We start from the raw sequence: 21,496 nt of genomic DNA, 5'->3' as shown, positions 1-21,496 counted from the left end.
ACTCGACGCTGTCCTACTCGACGATGACCGCGAGTTCCTGGAAGTGGTCCTCGGCGGAGCGGCCGACGAGCAGCTGGAATTGCCCGGCCTCGTATTGCCAGCCGTCCTCGTAGTGCGCGAAGGCGCGGCCGGGAACGGGGACCTCGACGGTGCCGGTTGCGCCGGGCTCGAGGGTGACCGAGCCGAAGCCGGCGAGCCAGCGCACGGGGCGCTCCACGGCGGAGTCGGTGCGCGCGACGTACACCTGCACCACTTCGCGGCCGGACCGGGAACCGGTGTTCGTCACGGGAACGCGCACGGTCAGGCCCTCCCCCGCCGCCACTGCTGAGGCGTCCGCGGAGGCGGCGCCCAGGTCGAAGGAGGTATACCCGAGGCCGAAGCCGAACGGGTAGGCCGGGCTCGCGCCGCCGTCGGCGGCCTGCTTCAGCCACGCGCGGTAGCCGACGTGGATGCCCTCCTCGTAGTGCACCTTGCCCTCCACCGGCGTGGTGTTGAGCACGGGGACGTCCTCGAGTGCCGCGGGCCAAGAGGTGGGCAGGCGTCCGCCCGGCTCCTCGACGCCCAGCAGGACGTCGGCGATCGCCGCGCCGAATTCCTGGCCGCCGAACCAGCCCAGCAGGATCGCGTCGACCTCGTTGCGCCACGGCATCAGCACGGGCGAGCCGGAGTTCACGACGACGACGGTGCGCGGGTTCACGGCCGCGACCGCGGCGACGAGGCGGTCCTGGTGCCCGGGCAGGTCCAGGTCCTTCCGGTCGAAGCCCTCGGATTCGATGGCTGCACTGGTGCCCACGACGACGACGGCGACGTCGGCCTCGCGTGCGGCCTCCACGGCCGCGGCGATCTCGGCGTCGGCGTCGTCCACCACGGCCTCCTCACCGAGCAGGATGGCGGAGAACGGGATGACCTGGCTCGCCGGGATCGTGAAGACCGCCTCCACGGACACCCGCGCACCGGCCGTGGTGGAGACCGGGAAGGTCTTCTGCGGCGGGGAGAACAGTGCGGCCCCGAGCACGTCGTGCTCGTCGACGAGCTCGCCGTCGAACACCGTGTCCCCGTCGAGGATGAGCTTCACCTCGCCGACGGTGCCGACGCCGAGGTGGTGCACGCCGTCGTCGGGGGCTGTCCACTCGGTCTGGATGCGGATGCGCGAGGTGCCCTCGGGGATGCCCACGCCGAACCAGATGAGGTGCGAGGCGAGGCGGTCCTCGCCGGAGATCTCCGCGCCGGTGGCGTCGAAGAAGGAGACGCGGAGGCCGGGCACGCCGGACACCGGGTTGGAGAGCGTGGAACGGGGGAATTCCTGCAGCCCGTCCGCGACCTTCGCACCGCGCGAGTAGGTGAGCTCGACGTCGTCGGGCAATGCCTCGCGCAGGCCCTCGAGCGGGGAGACGATCTGCAGCGGCATGACGGTGGCGCTGCCGCCGCCCTGCGTGCGGGCCTCGGACGCGTTGTGTCCGATGACGGCGACGCGCGTCAGGGCTGCGGCGTTCAGGGGCAGGAGGTTGTTCTCGTTGCGCACGAGCACCGAGCCGCGGACGGCGGCTTCGCGGGCGAACGCGCGTCCGTCGATCTCGTCCGGCATCTCGGTCACGGCGGGTTCGAAGCCTTCCAGCACGCCGACCCTCGCGGCGAGGCGCAGGATCCGGGTGACCTTCTCGAGGATCGCCTCGCGGGACACCTCGCCGGCTTCGACGGCGGCGACGAGCTTCGGTCCCCAGTGGCCGACGGGGCCGGGCATCTCGAGGTCCTGGTGTGCCTTGGCGGCGTCGATGGAGCGCACGCCGGTCCAGTCGGAGACCACGACGCCGTCGAAGCCCCACTCGGTGGACAGCGGCGTTTCGAGCAAATGGTTCTCGCTCGCCGTCGTGCCGTTGATGGAGTTGTAGGAGCTCATGACGAGCCAGGCCTTCGCCTCGGTGACGGCCTGCTCGAACGCCGCGAGGTACAGCTCCCGCAGCGGCCGCTCGGCGACCACGGAGTCGGCCGTGAAGCGGTCCGTCTCGGCGTCGTTGGCGACGAAGTGCTTGGGCGTCGCGCCGATGCCCATGGACTGCACGCCCGTTACATAGCCCGCGGCGAGCTGCGCGGTGAGGACCGGGTCCTCGCTCATGCACTCGAAATGCCGGCCGCCCAGCGGGGAGCGGTGCAGGTTGATCGTGGGCCCGAGGACCACGTGGACGCCCTTGCGGTGCGCCTCCTGGCCCAGGACCTGACCGTAACGGCGTGCGAGGTTCACGGACCAGGCGGCGGAGAGGGAGGACGACGACGGCAGGCTGATCGAGTCATGCCGCTCGTCGAAGTCCTCGCCGCGCACACCCGCGGGGCCGTCGCTGAGGACCACGCGGCCGAGCCCGATCTCGGGGATGGCCACGGTGCTCCACACGTCCGCGCCGGTCAGCAGGCTCACCTGCTGCTCGAGGGTCAGGCTCTCGGCCAGCTCACGAATACGGGGGTCGACGGCGACGGGCGCCGTTGTGGTGACGGTCATTTACTGAACTCCTTTGATGCGGGTGACGAGGGCGGCGCCGATGAGACCGACCACCGCTCCTCCGAGGAACAGGCCGGGGTAGCCGGCGAGGGCGATGACCGGTGCGGCGATGGCGGGAACGAGGGACTGCGGCAGCGCCTGGGCGATGTTGAAGACGCCGAAGGTCTTGGCGTTCTCGTTCTGGTCGGCGGGCAGCAGGTCGGTGATGAGGGCGACGTCGACCGCCGTGAAGCAGCCGAGGCCGATGCCGGCGATGGCCTGGCCGAGGAGGACCTGGCTGAAGTCGCTGCTGGTGGCGATGGTGATGAGCCCGGCCATGATGACGACGGCGGAGAGGATCACGAGGTTCTTGCGCTTGCCGATGCGGTCGCTGATCCAGCCGCCGAGGAAGCTGGTGGCGACGGTTCCGGCCGCGCTGACGAGGGTCAGCTGGAAGACCAGGGTGGCGACGTCGTCCTGCGCGACGCCGAGGTGGTCGCCGAGGAAGTAGGGCATGTAGAGCAGGCCACAGCAGTAGGCGATGTAGACGAGGAACTTAGTGAACCAGGCCCAGCCGAGGCCGGGGTGCTGGACGGGGTTGAAGTAGAACGAGCCGAGGAAGTCCTTGATCGTGTACTTGTCCCGTGGCTTCTCGGTGAGCACGCGGTCCTTGAAGGTGAACGCGAAGGCCAGCGCGATGAGTACGCCGACCGCGCCGGGGACGACGGCCATCAGGAAGGCGGTGTCGAACAACTGGGCGAAGAAGGCCGCGGCGACGAGGCCGATGGGCAGTGTCATGCCGACGAGGCCGGAGAGCTTGCCGCGCTGGTCGGGCGCCGCCTGGTCGGGCAGTGCTGCGACGAGGGCTGCGAGCGCCGCGTTGAAGGAGAGCTGGGCGATGATCCAGCCAATCAGCACGCCCGTAACGCCGGTGGCGGAGCCGAGGATGAACAGGCCGGCCAGTCCGAGGAGGGAGCCTCCGATGATCCAGGGCTTCCGCATGCCGAACCGCGAGGTGGTCCGGTCGCTGAGGCGGCCGAACACCGGGTTGGCGAGGAGGGCGATCAGGGCGCCGACGCCCGCGACGAGGCTGTAGGCGCCGGCGCGGGTGTCGGGGGTGGTGAGTTCTGCGATCTTGATCGCCAGGACCACGAGCGCGGGGGCGAGGACCGCCATCCACAGGCCTGCGCTGGCGATCGGGAGTCCGACCATGAATGCCTTGCTGGCGCGCTGGGTGGGTGCTGCTTCGGGGATGAACGTTGGAAGGTTGGCCACATTGCCTCCTTGTAAGGACCCGTCGTTGGGATTGGAACGAGAGTACACGCTAAAACTGAGTGTTACTAGGTTTTTACGCATCGACGTGTGCTTTCGGCTCCTAGACTGGGTCGGTGACTACACGAGGACTGCGCGGACCGTACGCAAAAGGGGAAGAGCGACGACGGACGATCGTGCAGACGGCGACGGACGTCTTCGCCACGGAAGGCTTCGAGGGCGCGGCGCTCAAGCACGTGGCAGAGCTCGTCGGCGTCCGGGAAGCGACGCTCTTCCACTACTTCAGCAGCAAGCAGGAGCTGCAGCAGGCAGTCCTGGCCGAGCGCGACGAGCGGGCGCGTGAACTGATCGGCGAGGCGCAGTTCAGCGTGGACCACCTCCCGGCGGTCGCGAAGCGGAACGAGCAGCAGCCGGGGCTGACGGCGCTCTATGCGGTGGCGTCGGCGACCGCCCACGAAGCGTCCCACGCGTCCCACCAGTACTTCCGTGAGCGTTACGAGATGCTGGTACGCGAGATGGCCCGGGAGGTGACGGAGCGCCAGCGGTCGGGTGAATACCGCACGGACATCGATCCGGAATGGGCCGGGCGTCTGCTCATCGGTGTGTTCGACGGGATCCAGATCCAGTGGCTCTACGACAAGGGCGTGAGCATGCAGGAGGGGTTGCGGCAGGCGATGGCACTGCTGAAGGCCCCGACGGCCTAGGGCCTACTGCACCCGGCGTCGTCCGATCCAGGCGAGCAGTCCGGTGACCGCCGACTCGAGCGTGCCCAGAACATCTGCCGGTGTCTCCTCTCTGGAGTCCTCGGGCCGATCCAGGCCGAACCACTCGCGCAGCTCGCACTCGCTGACGGCGCAGATGGCTTGACCCGCACCCATGTACTGGAGCGCCTTCCGCTCCTTGTTGCTACCCGCGGTCAGGAAGACCGTGCGCCGGCTGGCATCCTCCTGGCCGACGACGAGCATCGTGGTCTTCTTCGTGACGTTGTTGGCCGGCGTCGCTCCAAGGGCGGCGATCCGGCCCATCGCTTCCTCGCGCGTCATCGTGGCGAGGTCCCCGGTGAACACCACGACCTGGCCATGGAGGGGGTTCGACGGGTCGGCCTGACCATTGGCCCGAGGAAGCTCGGCGAGGGTCGGAGTTTTGGCATAGCGGTGGGAACCGGCCGACGACGTCGGCGTCTTCGCCGGCCAGAGCAGGTCCAGCGAGTGGAGTGCATACTTCTGAGCGATGGCGACGACGGCGGCCGCGCAGATCTCGGCGTCGCTCCCGGCGTCGTGATGCTGGAATGCCCCCAGCCCCAGGGCTTTCGCGACGTGCGGCAGCCGATTCGAGTCCAGGTCGAGCAGACGCTGCGCGAGCTTCACGGAGCAGTGGAACGTAGTGTCCGGCACCGCCAGCCCTGACTCCGCGCACGCTCCGCGCAGCACCGAACGGTCGAAGGAGGCATTGTGGGCGACGAACCGATCGTCCCCGGCGAAGGCCAGGATGCGCTGCAGGCTCTCGGCCCACGAGGGTGCCGTCCGCACATCGGCAGGGCCGATGCCATGGACGGAGATGTTCATCGAGGAGAACTCGCTGACGGAGCGCGGGGGCTTGATCAGCCACGACGCGGTATCGACGACGACGCCGTTCCGCACCTTCGCCAGACCGACCGCGCAGACCGAGCCGCGCTTGCTGTTGGCCGTCTCGAAGTCGATCGCGGTGAAGTTGAGACCGTGCACTGTTCCCCCTCAGGCTGTCGCCACTCGTCCGCGGCCCTGCCCAGCCTATCGGCCCCCATCAGGCGGGCCTTCTCCCGGCCTCCCCCGCAGTGCGTAAATCCTGCGGCAATCCTGTCTCCAACCGGGCGGACGAAGCAGCGTGCCACTGCGCATCGCCCGGTAGATTCGACCTACCCGGGCGAGGCTCAGCTCGCCCGGGCTTCAGGTCCAGGGGGACTCGCATGGCGTCGGGAAGCGGAACATGAGCGCGGCTGTCCCGCTCGACGGCGATGAAGCGTACGTCGAGCCCGAGACGCTCGGGCTGCTCAAGCGGCGCGTCCCCGGTCAGTCCGTCATGGAGGAGCTGCTCGACGGCCATGGCGCGAGGGACCGACGGGGACTACTGGCCCGGGTCCTCGGCGTCCGTCCACTGAGTCCTGGCAGTCTTCCCTGGTACTGGGGAGCACTCGGCGAGCGCGCGGTGGGTCGCACCCTCGCCTCACTGGGACCGGAGTGGACCGTGCTGCACGCCGTTCCGGTCGGCGAGAAGTCGTCCGACATCGACCATGTGGTCATCGGTCCGACTGGCGTCTTCACGATCAACACGAAGCGGCATCCCGGCCAGAACGCCTGGACGGCGAAGGGCACCTTTATGGTCGCCGGGACGCGCTACCCCTACGTCCGCAATTCCGAACACGAGGCAGCACGGGCAGGAAAGCTGCTCTCCGCCGCTGTCCTGCAGAGTGTTCCCGCCTCGGCTGCAATCGTCGTCGTCGGCGCACGTCAGGTCACCGTGAAGGAAAAGCACCGGTCCGTGGCAGTGCTTCGCCAGGACCAGCTCCTGCGGTGGATCACGCGGCGACCGGTCGTCTATTCCGAGCAGCAGGTCGCACTCCTGTCAGCGGCCGCAGCTCAGCCCTCGACGTGGCGGCGCTCCGCGCCCGTGCTGCGGGACCCGGCCGATGTCGTCGAACCGTTCGAGGCACTGCACCGGCTGGTGGAACAGGCACGACGACGGCGGATCGGCTGGCTCCTCGCGGTGCCCGCGACATTCTTCGCGTCGGCCGCGGGCATCCTGCCCTTCTGAGCTGCCTCTCCCCGACCCGAGCTCCACCTACTCCCTGTACGGAAGATTCCCATGCTCCATTTCCCCTCGAAGAACAGCGCGGCCCACACGGCGGATCCTGCCGACGTGACCCGCCTGCACCAACTGCTGTGCAACCACGTCTGGGCGTTCAGCAATTGCCGTGTCGACGCACCAGGGCTGCCGGTCGCCGAGGTGGATTGGCTCTTCTACAACTCGATCAATGGGACCTTCATCCTGAGCGAATGGAAGCGATTCCCAGCACCTGTCATTCAGGTGACGGATACGGGTGAACCGTGGGTTCTGGCAAATGGGTCCCTCGTACCTAATCCGGTCGAACAGGTCGGTAAGCAACTCGACGCCGTCCGCCGGGCCCTTCGACTGAGCATCTGCAGGAAGCACTTCCCGTCGGCCGACCAGCATTCCATCAACTTGTATCCGAGCGTCTACTCCCCGCAGGTCAACGAGGCCACACGGCGGGAACGGTTGCGATACGGCGTGGTGCACGGTTCGCTCGACGAAGTCGCCCTCATGGTCGAGCGCAGGGCAGTCACGGTTCCCCTGATTGCCGCCGGGGGTACCGCGCAGGTTGATCTCGCCGAGGCGTTGGCAGAGCTTTTTCGGTGCTCGATCAGCCAAACGGTGCGCAGGAAGATCGCGCCGCCGATTCCCGTCGTACCTAGCCCGCAGGGAAGGATCGCGGCCATCCACCGCGAACTGGCCGCGCTCCATCTGGAACTCGCCGCACTCCTCGACGAGGGGTCTGTAACGGCAGTCACGCTCGCCACGCTGGCGCCCGAGCTTGTGCCCAGGCCGCCGGCAGCAGCGCCGGTGGCTCCTTCCAAGCCTTCGACGGTTGAGCCGATAGCTGCACCCAAGTCTTCCGCAGTAGTGCTCGCCGCTGCACCCGTCACTCAGAAAACAGCACCACCTGTCGCCGGGTCGGTCAAAAAGGTTCCACCGGGCAATGGACATCTGAAGCGACACGTCGTCAAGCACGTCCCGTCCTCGGCTGCTGGGCCAGATCATGTGCGGGCTGCTTTCCTCGCAGCACTGCAGGACGGGCAGTTGCGCAAGAGCGGTGTCCATGTCGGACAGTTCGGCGCGCTGGTGGGGCAGCGTCTTGAAAAAGACAGGAACCTGGCGAGCCTCGCGCTGGGCAGCCTCGGGAAGTGGTGCCTGGCGCAGGCGGCCGTAGCCGGTATAGCTGCAGTGAAGGATGCTGCTGATCCTTCCATCGTCAGGGTGAAGGGGTAGCGGCGGCAGCCACCAGGGCCGTGACGACCAGCGGCGCCGGTGCGACTGTAGCTCAACACACTTCGCCGAACCGATGACGAGATCCTGCCCAGACTGGGCAGCACCATCTCATGAAGAGACTGCCACCCCCGTGAAGCTCACCTGACTGGAAAAGAGGAGACGCAATGCCGGCCCGCAAGCGACATCGCGTAAGTGGCGGTGCACCAGCCATGACGTTTCCTCCGCCGTCGACGCTGGGCCACCCTGGTACCCGTCTACTGACGGAGGCATCCGGCGTAGCCGAGCTCGCTGAACTCTTGCTGGATCCACAGCGGCAACGTCCGGTGGTGGTCGTCTCGCAGTGGAAGTTCACGGGCGAGGATGCCGTAGACGTCCAGGATCTGGCGGCCAAGTTGGGCGACGACGCGGATTTGTGGATCGTGCCGAGCGGACCGGTGACCATGGCCCTCGCAGATTTGCTACCACCCAAGACAGGGATCTTCAACGACGCCCTCCGCGTCTATCCTGCGCACCTGAAGTGGTTGAACAACCCCTACCAGAGCCCGCTGCACATTCTGGCGAGGCCTGCGGACGTCCGGCCCGCTGTAACGCGGGTCCTTGAACAGGTTGAGGATCTCGCGTCCGCGAGGCACTGGGCCCAGTCCAGACAAGAAGCTCTGGACGCCACGACAACCACCGTGCGAACAGGAACCGTGCAGACTTTCGTTGCCGAAGGGTCCCGCGCAGTTGTCGAACTCGATGGAGGCGGTCAAGCCATGGTGCGCCAGGAGGAACTCGTACCGGAAGTTCCTGTGTCCTGGCTGTTGTCGCCCGGACAGCGCGTAATCGGCGTCGTCGACCCCGCAGTCAACCAAATGCGCTGCGAGCTGCTCGAAGTCCCCAGCCTTGCTGCCTATTACCCGGAAGGCTCCCTCGCCCTCGGTCTCGTGACATCGCTGAACACGACCGGTGCGGAGGTCATGCTCTACCCGGGCATGACGTTTTTCCTGACCGCCACGGATGTCTCGACGAACGAGATGGACACTGTTGACGACCTCCTGTCGCCGGGCGAGGTCGTCGTCGTTCGTATCGGCCGCGACGCAGGTCGGGTTCAACTCACCATGCTCGATATTGATGACGATGAACCGGTAGTTCCGGCTCCCGTTCTTGTCGCTGAGGGAACACCTTGGCTCGAATTCGGTCGCAACCTCAATCCTGCTCCGGACGAACCCGCGCATGCTCCTGATCTTGGTGGCAGCACCGAGTTGATACCGGCGAATTCCAAGGTGAGGCGCGGCACCGCCCTGCGCGACACCCAGCTGGCGCTGGAGAGCGCAAGGGCCGAAATCATGACGCTGCGCGAGGAACGCCTGAGGCTCAGTAGCAACACACCGGACAGCACGGCTATCCGTACGCAGGCGGCAGTGGATGGCGAAGCTCTCGCTCGCCTCGGGACCGAGCTGGGCCGCGTCGAACGACGTAATCAGCAGCTGACGGAACGAGTTTCGCACCTCAATGAGCAGCTCGCGAGGCTCCGGGGGAAACGCCGCCCGACCCGCGCCGAGGGAAGCAGGCAATCGGCTTCCCCGGCCTTCCTTACTGCTGAGGAGCAGGTTGAACATGATCTCTATGTAGCGTGGGTTGAGCGAGTTCCGGCTATGGAGAAGGAGGCGCACCCGCTCGGCGAGCACCGCTTCGGCAGCGAATTTGCAGCTTCACTCAGCGTGCTCCCTGCGGACAAGAAGCAGAAAGCACTGAAGGCCGTCGTCGATCTCCTCTCGGCGTTGCCCGGTACCCTCCGCGCACGAGATGCTCATATTCTCCGCACCTCGTCCGCCGGTGATGCACCTGCGGTGACGCGAGCGGGAGGATCGGAGATCTGCTGGCGACTGAGCATAGAGCTGGGCGTCGAGGCAGCCCGGCGGCTGCACTACTGGAAGTGCTCCGACGGAGTCATCGAACTGTCGCGCGTGGTCGTGCACGAGGACTTCAAGCCCTAAAGACAGGTTCCGGAACAGCTCTTATGCTGCAACCAAATCTCCAAACATCGTGAGGACGTTCAACGACCGTTCAGCATGTCAGCTACTGCAGCTCCGGCGCCCGCTTCGCCCAACCCGTTGCCTGCTCGAACGCATACGCGACCTGCAGCAACTCGATGTCCTTGCCATGCGGCATCACCAGTTGCAGCCCCACCGGCAAGCCGTCGTCACTGAACCCTGCGGGCACCGACATCGCAGGGAGACCGGTCGCCGAAATCAGGGTGGCCGAACGCATCCAGTCCAGGTACGTTTCGAACTCCACACCGTTGACCGACGTCGGGTAGCGCTGCGAGGCATCGAACGGCAGCACCTGCGCGGTCGGACTCGCGAAGACGTCGTACTTCCCGAAGTAGCGCCGCACGCTGGCGTCGAGCCGGGTCCGGGCAAGGGCGGCGTCGACCATGTCCTGAGCCGTCAGCTGCAGCCCCTGCTCCACGTTCCAGCGGATCTCGGGCTTGATCGCATCGCCGTGCTTCTTGACGAGCTCACCGAGGCCGAGCACGAAATCGAAGGCACGCGTCGTCCCGAATACCTGATCGGCGCCCCGCAGGTCGGGCGCCCCTTCCTCGACGATGGCACCGAGGTCCGCGAAGACCTGCAGTTGGCCCTCAAGGACCCGCAGCACCTCGTGATCCACCGGCACTCCGAGTCCGAAGTCGGGCGACCACCCGATCCGCAACCCGGTGAGGTCCCGCTGGAGCGGTGCCGTGAACGAACCCGCGACGGGGTAGGGGTACGGAACGGCGGGGTCGGCGCCGGCGATCGCTGCCATCCCCAGGGCGATGTCCTCGACGTCGCGTGCCATCAGCCCGTTGCGGTTCAGCCACGCCCAGGCGTTGCGGGTCGGAACGGAGGGAACGACGCCGATCGACGGCCGGTACCCGACGATATTGCAGAATGACGCCGGGTTGCGGAGCGAGCCGCCCATGTCGCTACCTTCGCCCAACGGCTGGATCCGGGCCGCGATCGACGCCGCCACTCCCCCACTGCTACCGCCGGCACTTCGCGAGGTGTCATAGGGGTTGACAGTCGTTCCGAACAGCTCGTTGAAGGTGTGCGCTCCGGCGGCAAACTCCGGCACGTTCGTCTTGCCCGTCGTCACGACGCCGGCCTTCTTGAGGCGGCCGATGATCAGGTCGTCGAACGTCGGCACGAAGTCCTTGAACGCCACCGAGCCCTGCGTGGTGCGCAGCCCCTTCGTATTGTGCGTGTCCTTGTGCGTCATCGGCAGACCGTGCAGCGGCGGAAGATCCGCGCTCGACATCGTCAACTGATCAGCAGCCTCCGCGAGCGCTGCAGCGCCCTCCCGGTCCTCCGTGATGACGGCGTTGATGGAACCATTGACGGCGTCGATGCGATCGAAGTGGGCGTCGAGTGCTTCGCGGGCTGACACCTCACGACGGCGGATGGCCCCGGTCAGTTCGACGGCGGACAGTTCGTGAAGCTCAGCCCTCACGCGGCCCTACCTTCGACAGCAGCGCCGTCATCGCCGCCCGGACACCGGTGGTCAGCGTCGGCTCGATCATCGGGGCGAAGAACGGCGAGTGGTTGCCAGGAACAGGGTGGTCTCCGTCGAGCAGTTCCTGCGGGTGCCCGCCGAAGAACCAGTAGACGCTCGGGACGCCGATGGCCTCGGCCAGGAGACCGAAGTCCTCGCTACCCATCACCGGCGGTGCCTCGATGACGGCGTCCTCGCCCAACACCCCACCGAGGACAGCCATCAGATCCTCCGTCGAGGATGGGTCGTTGTAACACTGCGGGAAGCTGGAGATCTCCTCGATAGTCGGCTCCGGGGCACCCGACGCCGCAGCCTCCGCGCTGATGATGCGCCGCAGGGAGCCGAGGACGCGCTCGCGCACGTCGACGTCGAACGTCCGCACGTTGAGTGTGAACTCCGCCGACGCCGGGATGATGTTCTCCTTCAGTCCGCCATGGAATGTGCCGACCGTGACGACGGCCGACTTCATCGGGTGCACCTCGCGGGAGACGATCGTCTGGATGCGCACCACCATATGGGCGCCGAGGACGATCGGGTCGATCGACTGCTCCGGCTGCGAGCCGTGCGCCTGCTTGCCGTGGACCGTCACCCTCCAGGAGTCGGCCATCGCCATGGCCGTGCCCTTGCTGATGTTCACCGTGCCGGCGAGTCCGGGCCAGACGTGCTGCCCGTAGATGATCGACGGCATGGGCGCCTTGTCCCACAGCCCGTCCTCCACCATGGCCTCCGCGCCCTCGCCGATCTCCTCGCCCGGCTGGAAGATGAACACCACTGTGCCGGACCATGCGTCGCGGCTCTCTGTCAGCAGCTGTGCGGCGGTCAGCCCCACGGTGATGTGGGTGTCGTGCCCGCAGCCGTGCATGACCGGCACGGCCGTGCCGTCGGCGAGCGTGCCCGTCGTCGTGCTCGCGTACTTCAGCCCGGTGCTTTCCTCAATGGGCAGGCCGTCCGTGTCGGCGCGGTAGCCGACCACCGGTCCGTCGCCGTTGCGCAGGATCCCGACGACGCCTGTGCCGCCACACATGAATGTCTCGAGTCCGAGATGGGTGAGCTTCTCGAGGATGAACGCGGCCGTGTGGGTCTCCTGCATGGAGAGCTCAGGGTGCGCGTGCAGGTGCCGGTAGAGCTCGTGCATCGCGGTGGTGTGCGCGTCGGAGAGCTCGAAGACGGCGGGGTCGATGGTCATGGTGTCCTTTCGGGAGGCAGTCCTGATCCCGAGTACATCAGGTGCGGCGGGTGGAAGGCGAGGGAAACGCTTCGCGGGCTGTTCACCTCCGGGCCCAGCGCAGGCCACCCGCCCGTGGCTCCCCCTCGACACCGTGGAACTGACACCACCGCTGCCGAACGAGGAGCCCGCCTGTGAGAAAAATCGTCCGCGCCATCACCGTCCTCCTGTCCGCCGTCCTGGTCACCGGCGCCGCGAAGCCCGCGGTCGAGGACTTCCCTGCCACGGTCGACGGCGGTGCCTGGCCGGCCGGGCACGTCCAGGGCATCGCCGTCGACACCGAGAATGAATTCGTCTACTACTCCTTCACCTCGATGCTCGTGAAGACCGACCTCGACGGGACTGTGCTCGGCACCGTCACCGGCTTCACCGGGCACCTCGGCGACCTCGACTTCAACGAGAAGGACGGCCGCGTCTACGGGTCACTGGAGTACAAGGCGGCCGAGTCCTTCTACATCGCCATCTTCGACGTGGACAGGATCACGGGGATGGACATGGACGCCGAGACGGACGGCATCGTCACCGCGGTCTACCTCCACGAGGTGGTGCAGGACTTCACAGCGGACATGGACGGCAACGGCGTCTTCGACGGCAACATTGCCGACACCCCGGACCACCGCTACGGCAGCAGCGGGATCGACGGCGTGACCTTCGGCCCGGCTTTCGGGCGCAAGAACGGCAAGCAGTTGCTCACGGTCGCGTACGGCGTCTACTCGAACACCGAGCGCGACGACAACGACCACCAAGTGCTCCTGCAGTACGACGTCACGCGCTGGAAGAAGTTCGAGCAGTCGCTCACGCAGGACGCTCCGCATACCAGCGGCCCGGCGACGACCGACGGCAAGTACTTCGTCTACACCGGCAACACCACCTACGGCGTCCAGAACCTGAACTACGACGCGTTCACCCACACCTGGCTCCTCGGCGTCTACAAGGGCGTCAAGGAGCAGTACCCCAACTACTCGCTCTACGCCATCGACGGTTCATCCCGTCCCGCGCAAGGCGTGATCCAAGGCCAGCGGACACCCGAGGAAGGCCTGCTCCTCCCCCTCCTCCAGCAGGGCCTCTCCCACGAGCCCACCGGCATACGGGGCTGGAACTTCACCGCTGACGTCGGCCTCGAGTCCCTCGGCAACGGTTACTTCTACATCGCCACCCAGGGCCGGGTCGTCGACGACGGCGTCACGAAGCAGACCGCCGTGCTGGACCTGTACCGGTGGACCGGGGCGGCGTCATCGCCCTTCGAGCCCGTGGGGCGGTAGCCCGCACCCGGCATAGGATCGGGCCGGCGCCTGTGCCGCGCCTGCTGCCCGGAAGGGGTGGCGCCGCCGTGGATAGGGTGGGGGCACCGCTCGGAGACGCCCGGGCGCGGACGACCAGCATCCGAGGAAGCATGAACGCCGACTACGACTTCACCCGTCTGCCGATGATCGAGACCCCGCGCCTGCGGCTCGAGCCTCAGGGCCTGGAGCACTTCGACGGTGTGTGGTCGAACGTGAATAATCCGGAGTCACGACGCCTGACGGGCACGCACGTGCGATTCACTCAGGACCAGATCCGCGCGTGGCTGGAGAAGGCGCCGAAGAGCGAGGATCGCGCCGACTGGGCCGTCGTGCGGCGCGACACGGGCCAGTACCTCGGCGAGGTGGTCCTGAATGACCTCGATGAGGCGAATGCTTCTATGGGTTACCGCATCGCCCTCAGCGGGGATGGCGCTACCGGCAACGGCTACGGCACCGAAGCCGGGCGTGCGGTCATCGCTCATGCCTTCGACGAGATCGGCCTGCACCGGATCGGGTTGGAGGTCTACGCGTTCAACCAGCGGGCTGTTCGGTCCTACCGGAAGATCGGTTTCGAGGAGGAGGGGACGATGCGCGACGCGCTGCACTGGAACGACGAATGGGTGGACGCCGTGATGATGTCGATCCTCTGCACCGACCCCCGCCCTCGACCAGAGCCGGGGCCGAGCTGAGGCCGTCGTTCTGACACCTCCCCGCCTGTCCCTCCTCCCAAGCAGCGTGCAACCGTCTCGGCGTCCGCAGTGCCGATTTGGCGACCCCGGGCAAAGATGGGACAGAATGCGTTCATGGACATCACCGACAACGGACCGAACCCGAACGCCTTCGACATCGAGACTGCCACGACCGAGAACGCCGCCTACCGTCGCGTCGCCTGGACCGGCAAGCACCTGCAGGTGACGCTCATGTCGATCGAGCCCGGCGGTGCTATCGGCCTCGAGGTGCACCACGGCACCGACCAGTTCCTGCGTATCGACGCCGGGAAGGGCCGCGTGAAGATGGGGCCCTCGAAGGACGACCTCTCCTTCCAGCGGGACGTCGAGGACGGCTGGAGCATCCAGGTACCCGCCGGCACCTGGCACGACGTTGAGAACACGGGAGACGAAGCACTGCGTCTCTACACGATCTACGCCCCGACGCACCACGCGCAGGGCATCGTGCAGGAGACACCGGAAGACGCCGAGAAGGACGAGGAGCAGGGACGCGATGAGCCGCCGTCGTGGGTCGAGGAAGTTGACGACAAGGGCGAAGAGAGCGCTTGAAGCGCCGTACCGCGCCGACAACCATCTAGAAAAGGGCCCACCATGACCAGCACCGTTCTCGTCGCAGGCGCCACTGGCGACCTCGGGTCCCGGATCGTCCGCGAACTGCTCGGTGATAGCGCGCACCCGGACACCCTCGTCCGGGTCCTGACTCGCCCCGGCGGCGGGACGGCTCGGGCCATGTACGCCGGGGAGGATCGGGTGGACATCCACGAGGCCGCCTACACGGACGAGCCCGCCCTCGTCGCTGCACTGTCGGGGGTGGACGCCGTCATCTCGGCTGTCAGCGGCACGGCTACCGTGATCCTCGACGCCCAGCGGGCCCTCCTGGCGGCTGCCGTGAAGGCGGGCGTCAAGCGGTTCATCCCGTCGGACTACTCGGCGGACTACCGCCGGGTGACTCCCGGCAGCAACCGCAACTTCGAACTCCGGCGCGAGTTCGCCGCCACGCTCGACGCCGCCCCACTCCGTGGAACATCCGTCCTGAACGGCGCCTTCACCGACATGCTGACGGGACAGGCTCCGATGATCCTTTTCGGGCGGCGCCGCGTCCTGTTCTGGTCCTCCCCCGACCAGGTCCTCGACTTCACCACCAAGGACGACGTCGCCCGTGTCGTCGCGCTCGTGGCCCTCGATGCGGATGCTCCCCGCGTCGTCGAGGTTTCAGGCGACCGCGTCACCGCCCGCAGCATCGCCCAGACCCTCAGCGGCCTCACCGGTACACCCTTCACCCCACAGTGGGCCGGCACCACGGGGACGCTGTCGACCATGAGCAAGATCGGTCGGGCCCTGTCGAAGGACAAGAACGCGACGTTCCCGGCCTGGCAGGGCATGCAGTACTTCGTCAGCATGTTCAGCGGCGAGGCCCAGCTCCACCACGTCGACAACGAGCGTTACGGTCCGCACGACTGGACCTCGGTGCGCGAGGTGGTTCAGGCGCACCTGCGAAGGACGGCTGTCCAGTCCGCGTAGACGGCGGGTCCGGCCCCTTTCAGGCGTCGGTTGGTTCACTCTCGGGCAGGTGGTCCCCCACCAGCCCCTCCTCCGGCACTTCCTCCTCGGGGAGGACCTCTTCCGGCAGGTCCTCCTCCACCTTGAAGGTCGCACCACTCATCCTGAACAGTTCTCCCATTCCAAAGGCGGGGTCGGCCGGCGTCCATCGGGTGCGGGAATTCAAGTAGGAGTCGGGGTCCAGGGCCAGCAATCCCAGGATGACCTCGGCGATGATCCGACCGCCCACCGGCCCCAGCCGGCGGCCGCCCTGCAGTTCCGCCTCCTTGAGGATGTAGAACCAGAGCGGCGCCTTGCTCCCCCATTCAGGTTCGTACAGGCCGAGCCTGGTGTTGGGGATGGGAGGGACGCCGAGTGCCGTGGCGACGTCCTGCCCCGCAGGAAGACCGAGCTTCACGCCCCGCAGCAGGTTGCGGTGGGCAAGGGCGTAGATGGCGCCGTCGATGTGGCTCACCACCGTGGGAGGCAGATTCGCCAGCGGGAAGGACAGTTGCGTGTCGAGGAGCCGGGCGGTGTTGCGTCCCATGGGTGGCTCCACACCCGGGATGTCGAAGAAGTAGTTCCAGTCGGCCCGCGCGTCGTACGGTAGCGGACGCGAACCGCGCAGGTCTTGCCCCGGAGGACCGAACAGCGGGAAGGTGGTGTTGTCGTGCATCTCGTATTCGGCGCGGATCATGCTGTGACCGAAGCGGTAGGCGCACACGGAGAACTCCAGCGGGATCATCGGCTTCAGGCGGTTCCCGGGCTTGTAGAACTTGTTGTCGACCCGGATTGTCCCGTCGGATTGTGGCAACAGCATCGACCGGACCACCGCGGACCCGACCATGCGGGGCAGGAAATCGTTGACGATCACCCACTGGTAGTGCCAGCGCACGAGCCTGCGCGCGTCGGCGAAGGAGTTGCCGAGGCCGACGAAGTGGTTGTGCAGCTTCAGGAACGCCAGGTGCATCTGGGAGACGATGAGGTTCTCGTCGTTCCGCGCGTCGCCTATGGTCGCCGCCCCCGTGGACGTCCGGGGCACGTCCGATATCCCTTCGGGTGTGGTCCCGACCAGGAGCAGGGCGGGGTTCTTCGGGTCGTAGAGCTGCGGGTCCTCCGCCTGGCCGCGGCCGTAGACGGAGCTGAGGTCGAAGAACGGGGTATTGAAGTTCACCAGGGCCAGCGGGTCGGCCTTCTGCTGGGACAGGGGCGTGATGTCGTGCGTGATGTCGTGATCCATGAACTGGCCGAGGTAGGTGTACCCGGCCGGCATCTCCGCGTTGTCGAAACCGTCCTCACTCGAGGACACATCGGCGAGTGGTTGTCGCGGGTCGATCATCCGCTGGGCCATGACAGCCAGGAGCGCCTCCGACGGGGCGAACGGCTTAAGGGACGGGAACATCAGGCCGAAACGGCCCTGCTGGCTGCGCCGCGCCTTCACCGCGATGTCCGCGCCCCGCGGGTCACCGACCGCGTGCCCGGTCGCCGGCCCCAGATTGGCGGGCTTCTGCACGGGAGGTGCCGGGGCCGGGGCCGCGGAGGCACTCCGAGTTCCCATCGGCAGGACGGACAGCAGGCTCGCTCCCGCCGCTGAGAACATCGCACCCCTGCGCGAAAGCCCGGACGGTTCGTCGGATGACGATGATGGTCGCTCGACGACGGCCTCGGCGGCTACTTCTGCACTCACGGGGTCTCCCTTTCATGGGACGCCGGTCGTGCCTCCCGACTTTAGTCAACCGTGAAGACCTTGGTCTTATCTTGTTCTTACCTTGGACACGGTCCCTCGACCCCGGAGGCCCGCGGCCTGGACATGCTGTCCAACGTAGAGACACCCCGACCAGGGTCGGGCAGAACAAAGGCTGAGGCCAGTGCGCCCAGCGTCGAAGCAACCGACGCCTGAGCTGTCACACTTTCAGACAGAGGCCCATCGCAATCGTCCGTGTGCTATATCTTTTCGTGTCATCCGCTCCGGCGATGTCAGGAGCATTTCATTCACTTGCGAAGGGGCAATCATGAAGAAGAGCACCGCGACGATCACCCTGGGCGCCGCAGCAGCGTTCACCGCGCTGTCTGCCGCACCGGCCCAGGCTTTCCCCTACCAGAACTGTGACGAGGCCGCAGCCGCGGCCGTCTACAACATCCCGGTCAGCTCCCCTGCCTACACCGCGGCCCTCGACGTCGACGGCGACGGCATCGCCTGCGAGAGCGACCTCTACGTCTACCGCCCCGAGTTCGTCCCGGGCGGCACCACGGAGATCCGCGGCGCAGAGCCCCAGATCGGCCAGATGCCGGTGGGCGGCGCGAACACGGGCGTTACCCAGGAGCCCGCGGACGAAACCGCGTCGCTGGCCCTCGGTGCCGGCCTCGTGCTCGCTGCCGTGGCCGGCGCAACCTTCGTCGTCCGTCGTCGTGAGGCCACAGCCTGATCCCGCAGTTCGACCGATCCGAATTGACCCACCGGTGACCAGCAGGCCGGGTGATCGCCGCAGGAGCTTCCTCGTTCCTGTGGCGATCGCCGCTGCACTTCTGGCAGGCTGCGCCGGCGAACCAGCGACCGCACCGCCGACCCGGGAGCCACTCCCGTCTGCCAGCCCGGCTCCTGTCCTCAGTCCTGCGGTTCCGGACACAGAGGCCACGGGTTCCCCGCCAGCGGTCCTGCCGGCATCGCGCCCGGTGTCCCTCACCATCCCCTCGACGGGCACGACGTCCCAGCTCATGTCTCTCGGCCTGCAGGACGACCGCACCCTCGAGGTGCCGCCGGGTGACCCCGGGGCGCCCGCCGGCTGGTACAACCTCTCCCCCACGCCGGGCGAGCGCGGGCCGGCAGTCCTCCTCGGGCACGTCAATGCGACCGATGGCGGGCCCGGCGTCTTCGCCAAGCTTCGGGACCTGGGCGCCGGCGACACCATCGGGGTCACACGCGAGGACGGCACGACGGCGACCTTCGAGTTCCAGCGCGGCGAGCAGTACGCGAAAGACGCCTTCCCCACGCAGACGGTGTACGGCAACACCGAGGGCGCCGAACTGCGCCTGATCACCTGTGACGGGTTCGACCCCGAGACAGGACAGTTCGACGACAACTACGTGGTCTACGCGACCCTCGTGGCCGGATAGGAAAGCCACCTCCGGCTGCAGCGCACAGCACCCCGTGACGTGAGGCCTGTGCCGCTGGTCCGGGGCGCCGTCGTCGCCCCTTCAATCGGGTGACCTGATCTCCGGGTCTCAGTCGAGGGTGAAGTGCGTCCAGCGACCGTCGAGCATCGTTGCCGACACCTGGAAATTCCGCAGTTGCTGGTCGCCAGCGACGAGCGGATCCAGCTCGCTGATCACGAGGTCCGCGACTGAACCCGCCCGGAGCGTCGCACGCCCGTCGGTGGATGCTGCGAGGGCTACCGACGACAGAACGCGCTGCTCCGGGTGCCATGCTTCCCGGCCGTCCCGCGCACGGGACACGGCGGCGGCCATCGAGACCCACGGGTCGAGCTGCGCGACGGGCGCGTCCGAGCCGAGGGTGATCCTCACTCCTGCTGCCACGAGGCTCGCGAAGGCAAAAGCCCTGTGCGTCCGTCCGGGCCAGTAGCGGTCCGCGACGTCGCGATCATCCATCGCGTGCTCGGGCTGGACGCTGGCCGTGATGCCGAGCTGCGCGAAACGCCCGAAGTCCTCCTCACGGACGAGCTGGGCGTGCTCAATGCTGCCGCCACAGCCGATCTCCTCGAACGCATCGAGCACGAGGGAGTTCGCGGCATCACCAATCGCATGGACGGCGGGCACGAGCCCGGCCGACGACGCGCGGCGGAGATGGTCGACAAGGTCGTTCCCGTTCACGGTGGAGATCCCGTGCCCCCCATCCTTACCCTCGAGTCCGGGATACGGGTCGTGGCAGAACGCGGTCCGCGTGTTCAGTGAACCGTCGGTGATGATCTTGAAGGGCCCCATCGTGACCAGGCCATCGGTGCCGTCGATGACGTCCCCTGTGCGCAGGCCCCGTGCGATGACGGCGTCGAGATCCTGCGCGTACACGCCGGTCCGCACTCTCAGGCCGCGCGTTCCGGTGGCCACGCGGTGCGCCCAGCGGTCGATGGAGAGCGTCATCTCGAGGTCGACGATGCCGACGACCCCCCTGGCGGCTGCTGCCTGGACCGCATCAGCCACCCAGGCGTCGAGGTGCTCGTCGGGAAGCGCGCTGATGCGTGCGTTCACATCGAAGGCGGCCTGTTCGCGAAGCAACCCCGTGGGATGGCCGGCGTGTCCGTGGTTGGCGAGAGCCGGAGAATTGAGCCACGCCGTATGGAGGTCCTTGCTCACCAGGACAACGGGCACGTCGGCGCTGACGGCATCGAGCAGCTCTGCCGACGGGGCGTCCGGCCACAACCCGTCCTGGAAGCCATAGCCGATCAGGGGCTGCCCGGCGGGAGGTGGCATCTCCCGCAGACGCTCACCCACGAGGAGCGCTGCACCGGCGGCGGACGTCGCTGACGACAGGTCGAGGCGCTGTCGCAGAAGGGCCCACTGGCCCATGTGCACATGGGAGTCCCATAGGCCCGGTGACACCCATCGTCCCCCGACCTCCACGACCTGGGCCGCATTGGAATCAATGGTCTCGCCGATCGCCGTGATGACGCCATCCTCGATGAGGAGGTCCAGCGGATCTCCGGCTGTCCCGACCAGCCGGGCGGACCGGAGCAGGACATCGCCCCTCTCGCTCCTCATCCGTGGACACGCCGCATCTCACGGGCGAGGGCAGGATTCGGGTAGTGCTCGCCGTGTTCGAGCTCATCGACGATACGCTCGATCACGGCAGGGGCTTTGTCCTGGCTGAGCTTCAGCCTCGCGTCGAAGCGCGTCACGCGCAGGCGGATCCCCACGGTTCCCCGAGCGACGCGGCGCGATCCTTCGGGATCCAGGGTCAGTGAGCTGGGCTCTGGCATGACGTGTTCGAAGTGGTCCACCAGCTTCCCCAGCACCAGGAAGTTCTCCTCGTCGGACAGGATCTCCGGCGTCGCGTAGAGGTGGGCCGTGACGTGGTTCCACGTCGGAATGATCTGGTCGCTGGGGTACCAGCCGGGTGAGATGTAGCCGTGCGGCCCCTGCACGATCAGCAGCACCTCGTGGTCGCCGAGTTCATGCAACTGCTCATCGGGGTGGCTGACGATGCTGATGGTGTCATCGGCAGTCTCTTCGAGGACCACCGGGTAGTGGGACGCTACGAGACCGCCCGCAGGTGAGGACACGAGAGTCGCCCACGGATTCTCGCGGATGAGTCTCTTGACCTCGCCGACGTCGGACAGAACGAAAGAGGGCGTCTGGCGCATGCCCGTCACTCTGCCACGGATGCCGCCGGCCTTCGACGACCTCCAGGAACGCGCCGTCGAGGGCACCGCATCGGGTGCCGGGCACTTCCGGACAACTGGATCGT

At 67.2% G+C, this 21,496-nt stretch carries 18 protein-coding genes; 10 read left to right on the top strand and 8 right to left on the bottom strand.

The annotated features are described in order from the left end of the window. Positions 1-13 precede the first annotated feature (13 nt). Both P5G52_RS15945 and P5G52_RS15940 read right to left on the bottom strand, forming a co-directional pair. A complete protein-coding gene (locus P5G52_RS15945; protein ID WP_301229332.1) occupies positions 14-2,491 on the bottom strand; it encodes a beta-glucosidase in 2,478 nt (825 codons plus the stop codon). Beyond that, positions 2,492-3,745 (bottom strand): MFS transporter, encoded by a 1,254-nt coding sequence (locus P5G52_RS15940; protein WP_301229330.1) that lies wholly within the window; start codon positions 3,743-3,745, stop codon positions 2,492-2,494. 113 nt (positions 3,746-3,858) lie between these two features. On the opposite strand from P5G52_RS15940, the gene P5G52_RS15935 reads away from it, so the two are divergent. After that, positions 3,859-4,446: a TetR/AcrR family transcriptional regulator gene (locus P5G52_RS15935; protein WP_301229328.1), complete on the top strand. Its 588-nt coding sequence runs from the start codon at positions 3,859-3,861 to the stop codon at positions 4,444-4,446. A 3-nt stretch (positions 4,447-4,449) separates the two neighbouring features. On the opposite strand, the gene P5G52_RS15930 is transcribed toward P5G52_RS15935, so the two are convergent. After that, positions 4,450-5,466: an exonuclease domain-containing protein gene (locus P5G52_RS15930; RefSeq protein WP_301229326.1), complete on the bottom strand. Its 1,017-nt coding sequence runs from the start codon at positions 5,464-5,466 to the stop codon at positions 4,450-4,452. Between the two features lie 241 nt (positions 5,467-5,707). Here P5G52_RS15930 and P5G52_RS15925 point away from each other — a divergent pair, with 241 nt between their 5' ends. The 3 genes from P5G52_RS15925 to P5G52_RS15915 all read left to right on the top strand — a co-directional run bounded on the left by P5G52_RS15925 (position 5,708) and on the right by P5G52_RS15915 (position 9,765). Beyond that, positions 5,708-6,532: a nuclease-related domain-containing protein gene (locus P5G52_RS15925; RefSeq protein ID WP_301229324.1), complete on the top strand. Its 825-nt coding sequence runs from the start codon at positions 5,708-5,710 to the stop codon at positions 6,530-6,532. Positions 6,533-6,583: 51 nt separating this feature from the next. Further along, positions 6,584-7,786 (top strand): hypothetical protein, encoded by a 1,203-nt coding sequence (locus tag P5G52_RS15920; RefSeq protein ID WP_301229322.1) that lies wholly within the window; start codon positions 6,584-6,586, stop codon positions 7,784-7,786. A 164-nt stretch (positions 7,787-7,950) separates the two neighbouring features. Then, a complete protein-coding gene (locus tag P5G52_RS15915; RefSeq protein WP_301229320.1) occupies positions 7,951-9,765 on the top strand; it encodes a S1 domain-containing protein in 1,815 nt (604 codons plus the stop codon). Positions 9,766-9,847: 82 nt separating this feature from the next. Here P5G52_RS15915 and P5G52_RS15910 read toward each other — a convergent pair whose 3' ends face one another. Together P5G52_RS15910 and P5G52_RS15905 are read right to left on the bottom strand one after the other, a co-directional pair. Then, complete coding sequence (locus P5G52_RS15910; RefSeq protein ID WP_301229318.1) at positions 9,848-11,260, bottom strand: amidase; 1,413 nt, start codon at positions 11,258-11,260, stop codon at positions 9,848-9,850. Continuing rightward, positions 11,250-12,488: an amidohydrolase gene (locus P5G52_RS15905; protein WP_301229316.1), complete on the bottom strand. Its 1,239-nt coding sequence runs from the start codon at positions 12,486-12,488 to the stop codon at positions 11,250-11,252. The genes P5G52_RS15910 and P5G52_RS15905 overlap by 11 nt, the downstream gene beginning before the upstream one ends. 173 nt (positions 12,489-12,661) lie before the next feature. Here P5G52_RS15905 and P5G52_RS15900 point away from each other — a divergent pair, with 173 nt between their 5' ends. The 4 genes from P5G52_RS15900 to P5G52_RS15885 all read left to right on the top strand — a co-directional run bounded on the left by P5G52_RS15900 (position 12,662) and on the right by P5G52_RS15885 (position 16,059). Then, complete coding sequence (locus P5G52_RS15900; RefSeq protein ID WP_301229314.1) at positions 12,662-13,789, top strand: hypothetical protein; 1,128 nt, start codon at positions 12,662-12,664, stop codon at positions 13,787-13,789. Between the two features lie 131 nt (positions 13,790-13,920). After that, positions 13,921-14,499, top strand: a complete 579-nt coding sequence (locus P5G52_RS15895) for a GNAT family N-acetyltransferase (RefSeq protein ID WP_301229312.1) — start codon at positions 13,921-13,923, stop codon at positions 14,497-14,499. 114 nt (positions 14,500-14,613) lie between these two features. Further along, positions 14,614-15,087, top strand: a complete 474-nt coding sequence (locus P5G52_RS15890) for a cupin domain-containing protein (protein ID WP_301229310.1) — start codon at positions 14,614-14,616, stop codon at positions 15,085-15,087. Between the two features lie 42 nt (positions 15,088-15,129). Beyond that, positions 15,130-16,059 (top strand): NmrA family NAD(P)-binding protein, encoded by a 930-nt coding sequence (locus P5G52_RS15885; protein WP_301229308.1) that lies wholly within the window; start codon positions 15,130-15,132, stop codon positions 16,057-16,059. A gap of 19 nt (positions 16,060-16,078) precedes the next feature. Here the strand turns inward: P5G52_RS15885 and P5G52_RS15880 are convergent, their stop codons facing one another. Then, positions 16,079-17,764: a peroxidase family protein gene (locus P5G52_RS15880; RefSeq protein ID WP_301229306.1), complete on the bottom strand. Its 1,686-nt coding sequence runs from the start codon at positions 17,762-17,764 to the stop codon at positions 16,079-16,081. 325 nt (positions 17,765-18,089) lie between these two features. Here P5G52_RS15880 and P5G52_RS15875 point away from each other — a divergent pair, with 325 nt between their 5' ends. Then, a complete protein-coding gene (locus P5G52_RS15875; RefSeq protein ID WP_301229304.1) occupies positions 18,090-18,503 on the top strand; it encodes an excalibur calcium-binding domain-containing protein in 414 nt (137 codons plus the stop codon). A gap of 229 nt (positions 18,504-18,732) precedes the next feature. After that, entirely contained in the window at positions 18,733-19,191 is a 459-nt protein-coding gene (locus P5G52_RS15870) for a class F sortase (protein ID WP_301230157.1), read from the top strand. A gap of 108 nt (positions 19,192-19,299) precedes the next feature. Here P5G52_RS15870 and P5G52_RS15865 read toward each other — a convergent pair whose 3' ends face one another. Both P5G52_RS15865 and P5G52_RS15860 read right to left on the bottom strand, forming a co-directional pair. Beyond that, positions 19,300-20,790 (bottom strand): amidohydrolase, encoded by a 1,491-nt coding sequence (locus tag P5G52_RS15865; protein ID WP_301229302.1) that lies wholly within the window; start codon positions 20,788-20,790, stop codon positions 19,300-19,302. Continuing rightward, positions 20,787-21,392 (bottom strand): FMN-binding negative transcriptional regulator, encoded by a 606-nt coding sequence (locus P5G52_RS15860; RefSeq protein WP_301229300.1) that lies wholly within the window; start codon positions 21,390-21,392, stop codon positions 20,787-20,789. The genes P5G52_RS15865 and P5G52_RS15860 overlap by 4 nt, the downstream gene beginning before the upstream one ends. Between the last annotated feature and the right edge of the window lie 104 nt (positions 21,393-21,496).

The sequence above is a fragment of the Arthrobacter burdickii genome (assembly GCF_030433645.1).
GTDB lineage: Bacteria > Actinomycetota > Actinomycetes > Actinomycetales > Micrococcaceae > Arthrobacter_D > Arthrobacter_D burdickii.
The sequence above is the reverse complement of the archived record's forward strand: the minus strand, read 5'-3'. Positions and strand labels throughout refer to the sequence as shown.

Coding starts and splice junctions, on each gene's coding strand:
- P5G52_RS15885 (WP_301229308.1), top strand. CDS start 15,130: ATGACCAGCACCGTTCTCGTCGCAGGCGCCACTGGCGACCTCGGGTCC.
- P5G52_RS15925 (WP_301229324.1), top strand. CDS start 5,708: ATGAGCGCGGCTGTCCCGCTCGACGGCGATGAAGCGTACGTCGAGCCC.
- P5G52_RS15895 (WP_301229312.1), top strand. CDS start 13,921: ATGAACGCCGACTACGACTTCACCCGTCTGCCGATGATCGAGACCCCG.
- P5G52_RS15945 (WP_301229332.1), bottom strand. CDS start 2,491: ATGACCGTCACCACAACGGCGCCCGTCGCCGTCGACCCCCGTATTCGT.
- P5G52_RS15905 (WP_301229316.1), bottom strand. CDS start 12,488: ATGACCATCGACCCCGCCGTCTTCGAGCTCTCCGACGCGCACACCACC.
- P5G52_RS15890 (WP_301229310.1), top strand. CDS start 14,614: ATGGACATCACCGACAACGGACCGAACCCGAACGCCTTCGACATCGAG.
- P5G52_RS15860 (WP_301229300.1), bottom strand. CDS start 21,392: ATGCGCCAGACGCCCTCTTTCGTTCTGTCCGACGTCGGCGAGGTCAAG.
- P5G52_RS15920 (WP_301229322.1), top strand. CDS start 6,584: ATGCTCCATTTCCCCTCGAAGAACAGCGCGGCCCACACGGCGGATCCT.
- P5G52_RS15865 (WP_301229302.1), bottom strand. CDS start 20,790: ATGAGGAGCGAGAGGGGCGATGTCCTGCTCCGGTCCGCCCGGCTGGTC.
- P5G52_RS15915 (WP_301229320.1), top strand. CDS start 7,951: ATGCCGGCCCGCAAGCGACATCGCGTAAGTGGCGGTGCACCAGCCATG.
- P5G52_RS15875 (WP_301229304.1), top strand. CDS start 18,090: ATGAAGAAGAGCACCGCGACGATCACCCTGGGCGCCGCAGCAGCGTTC.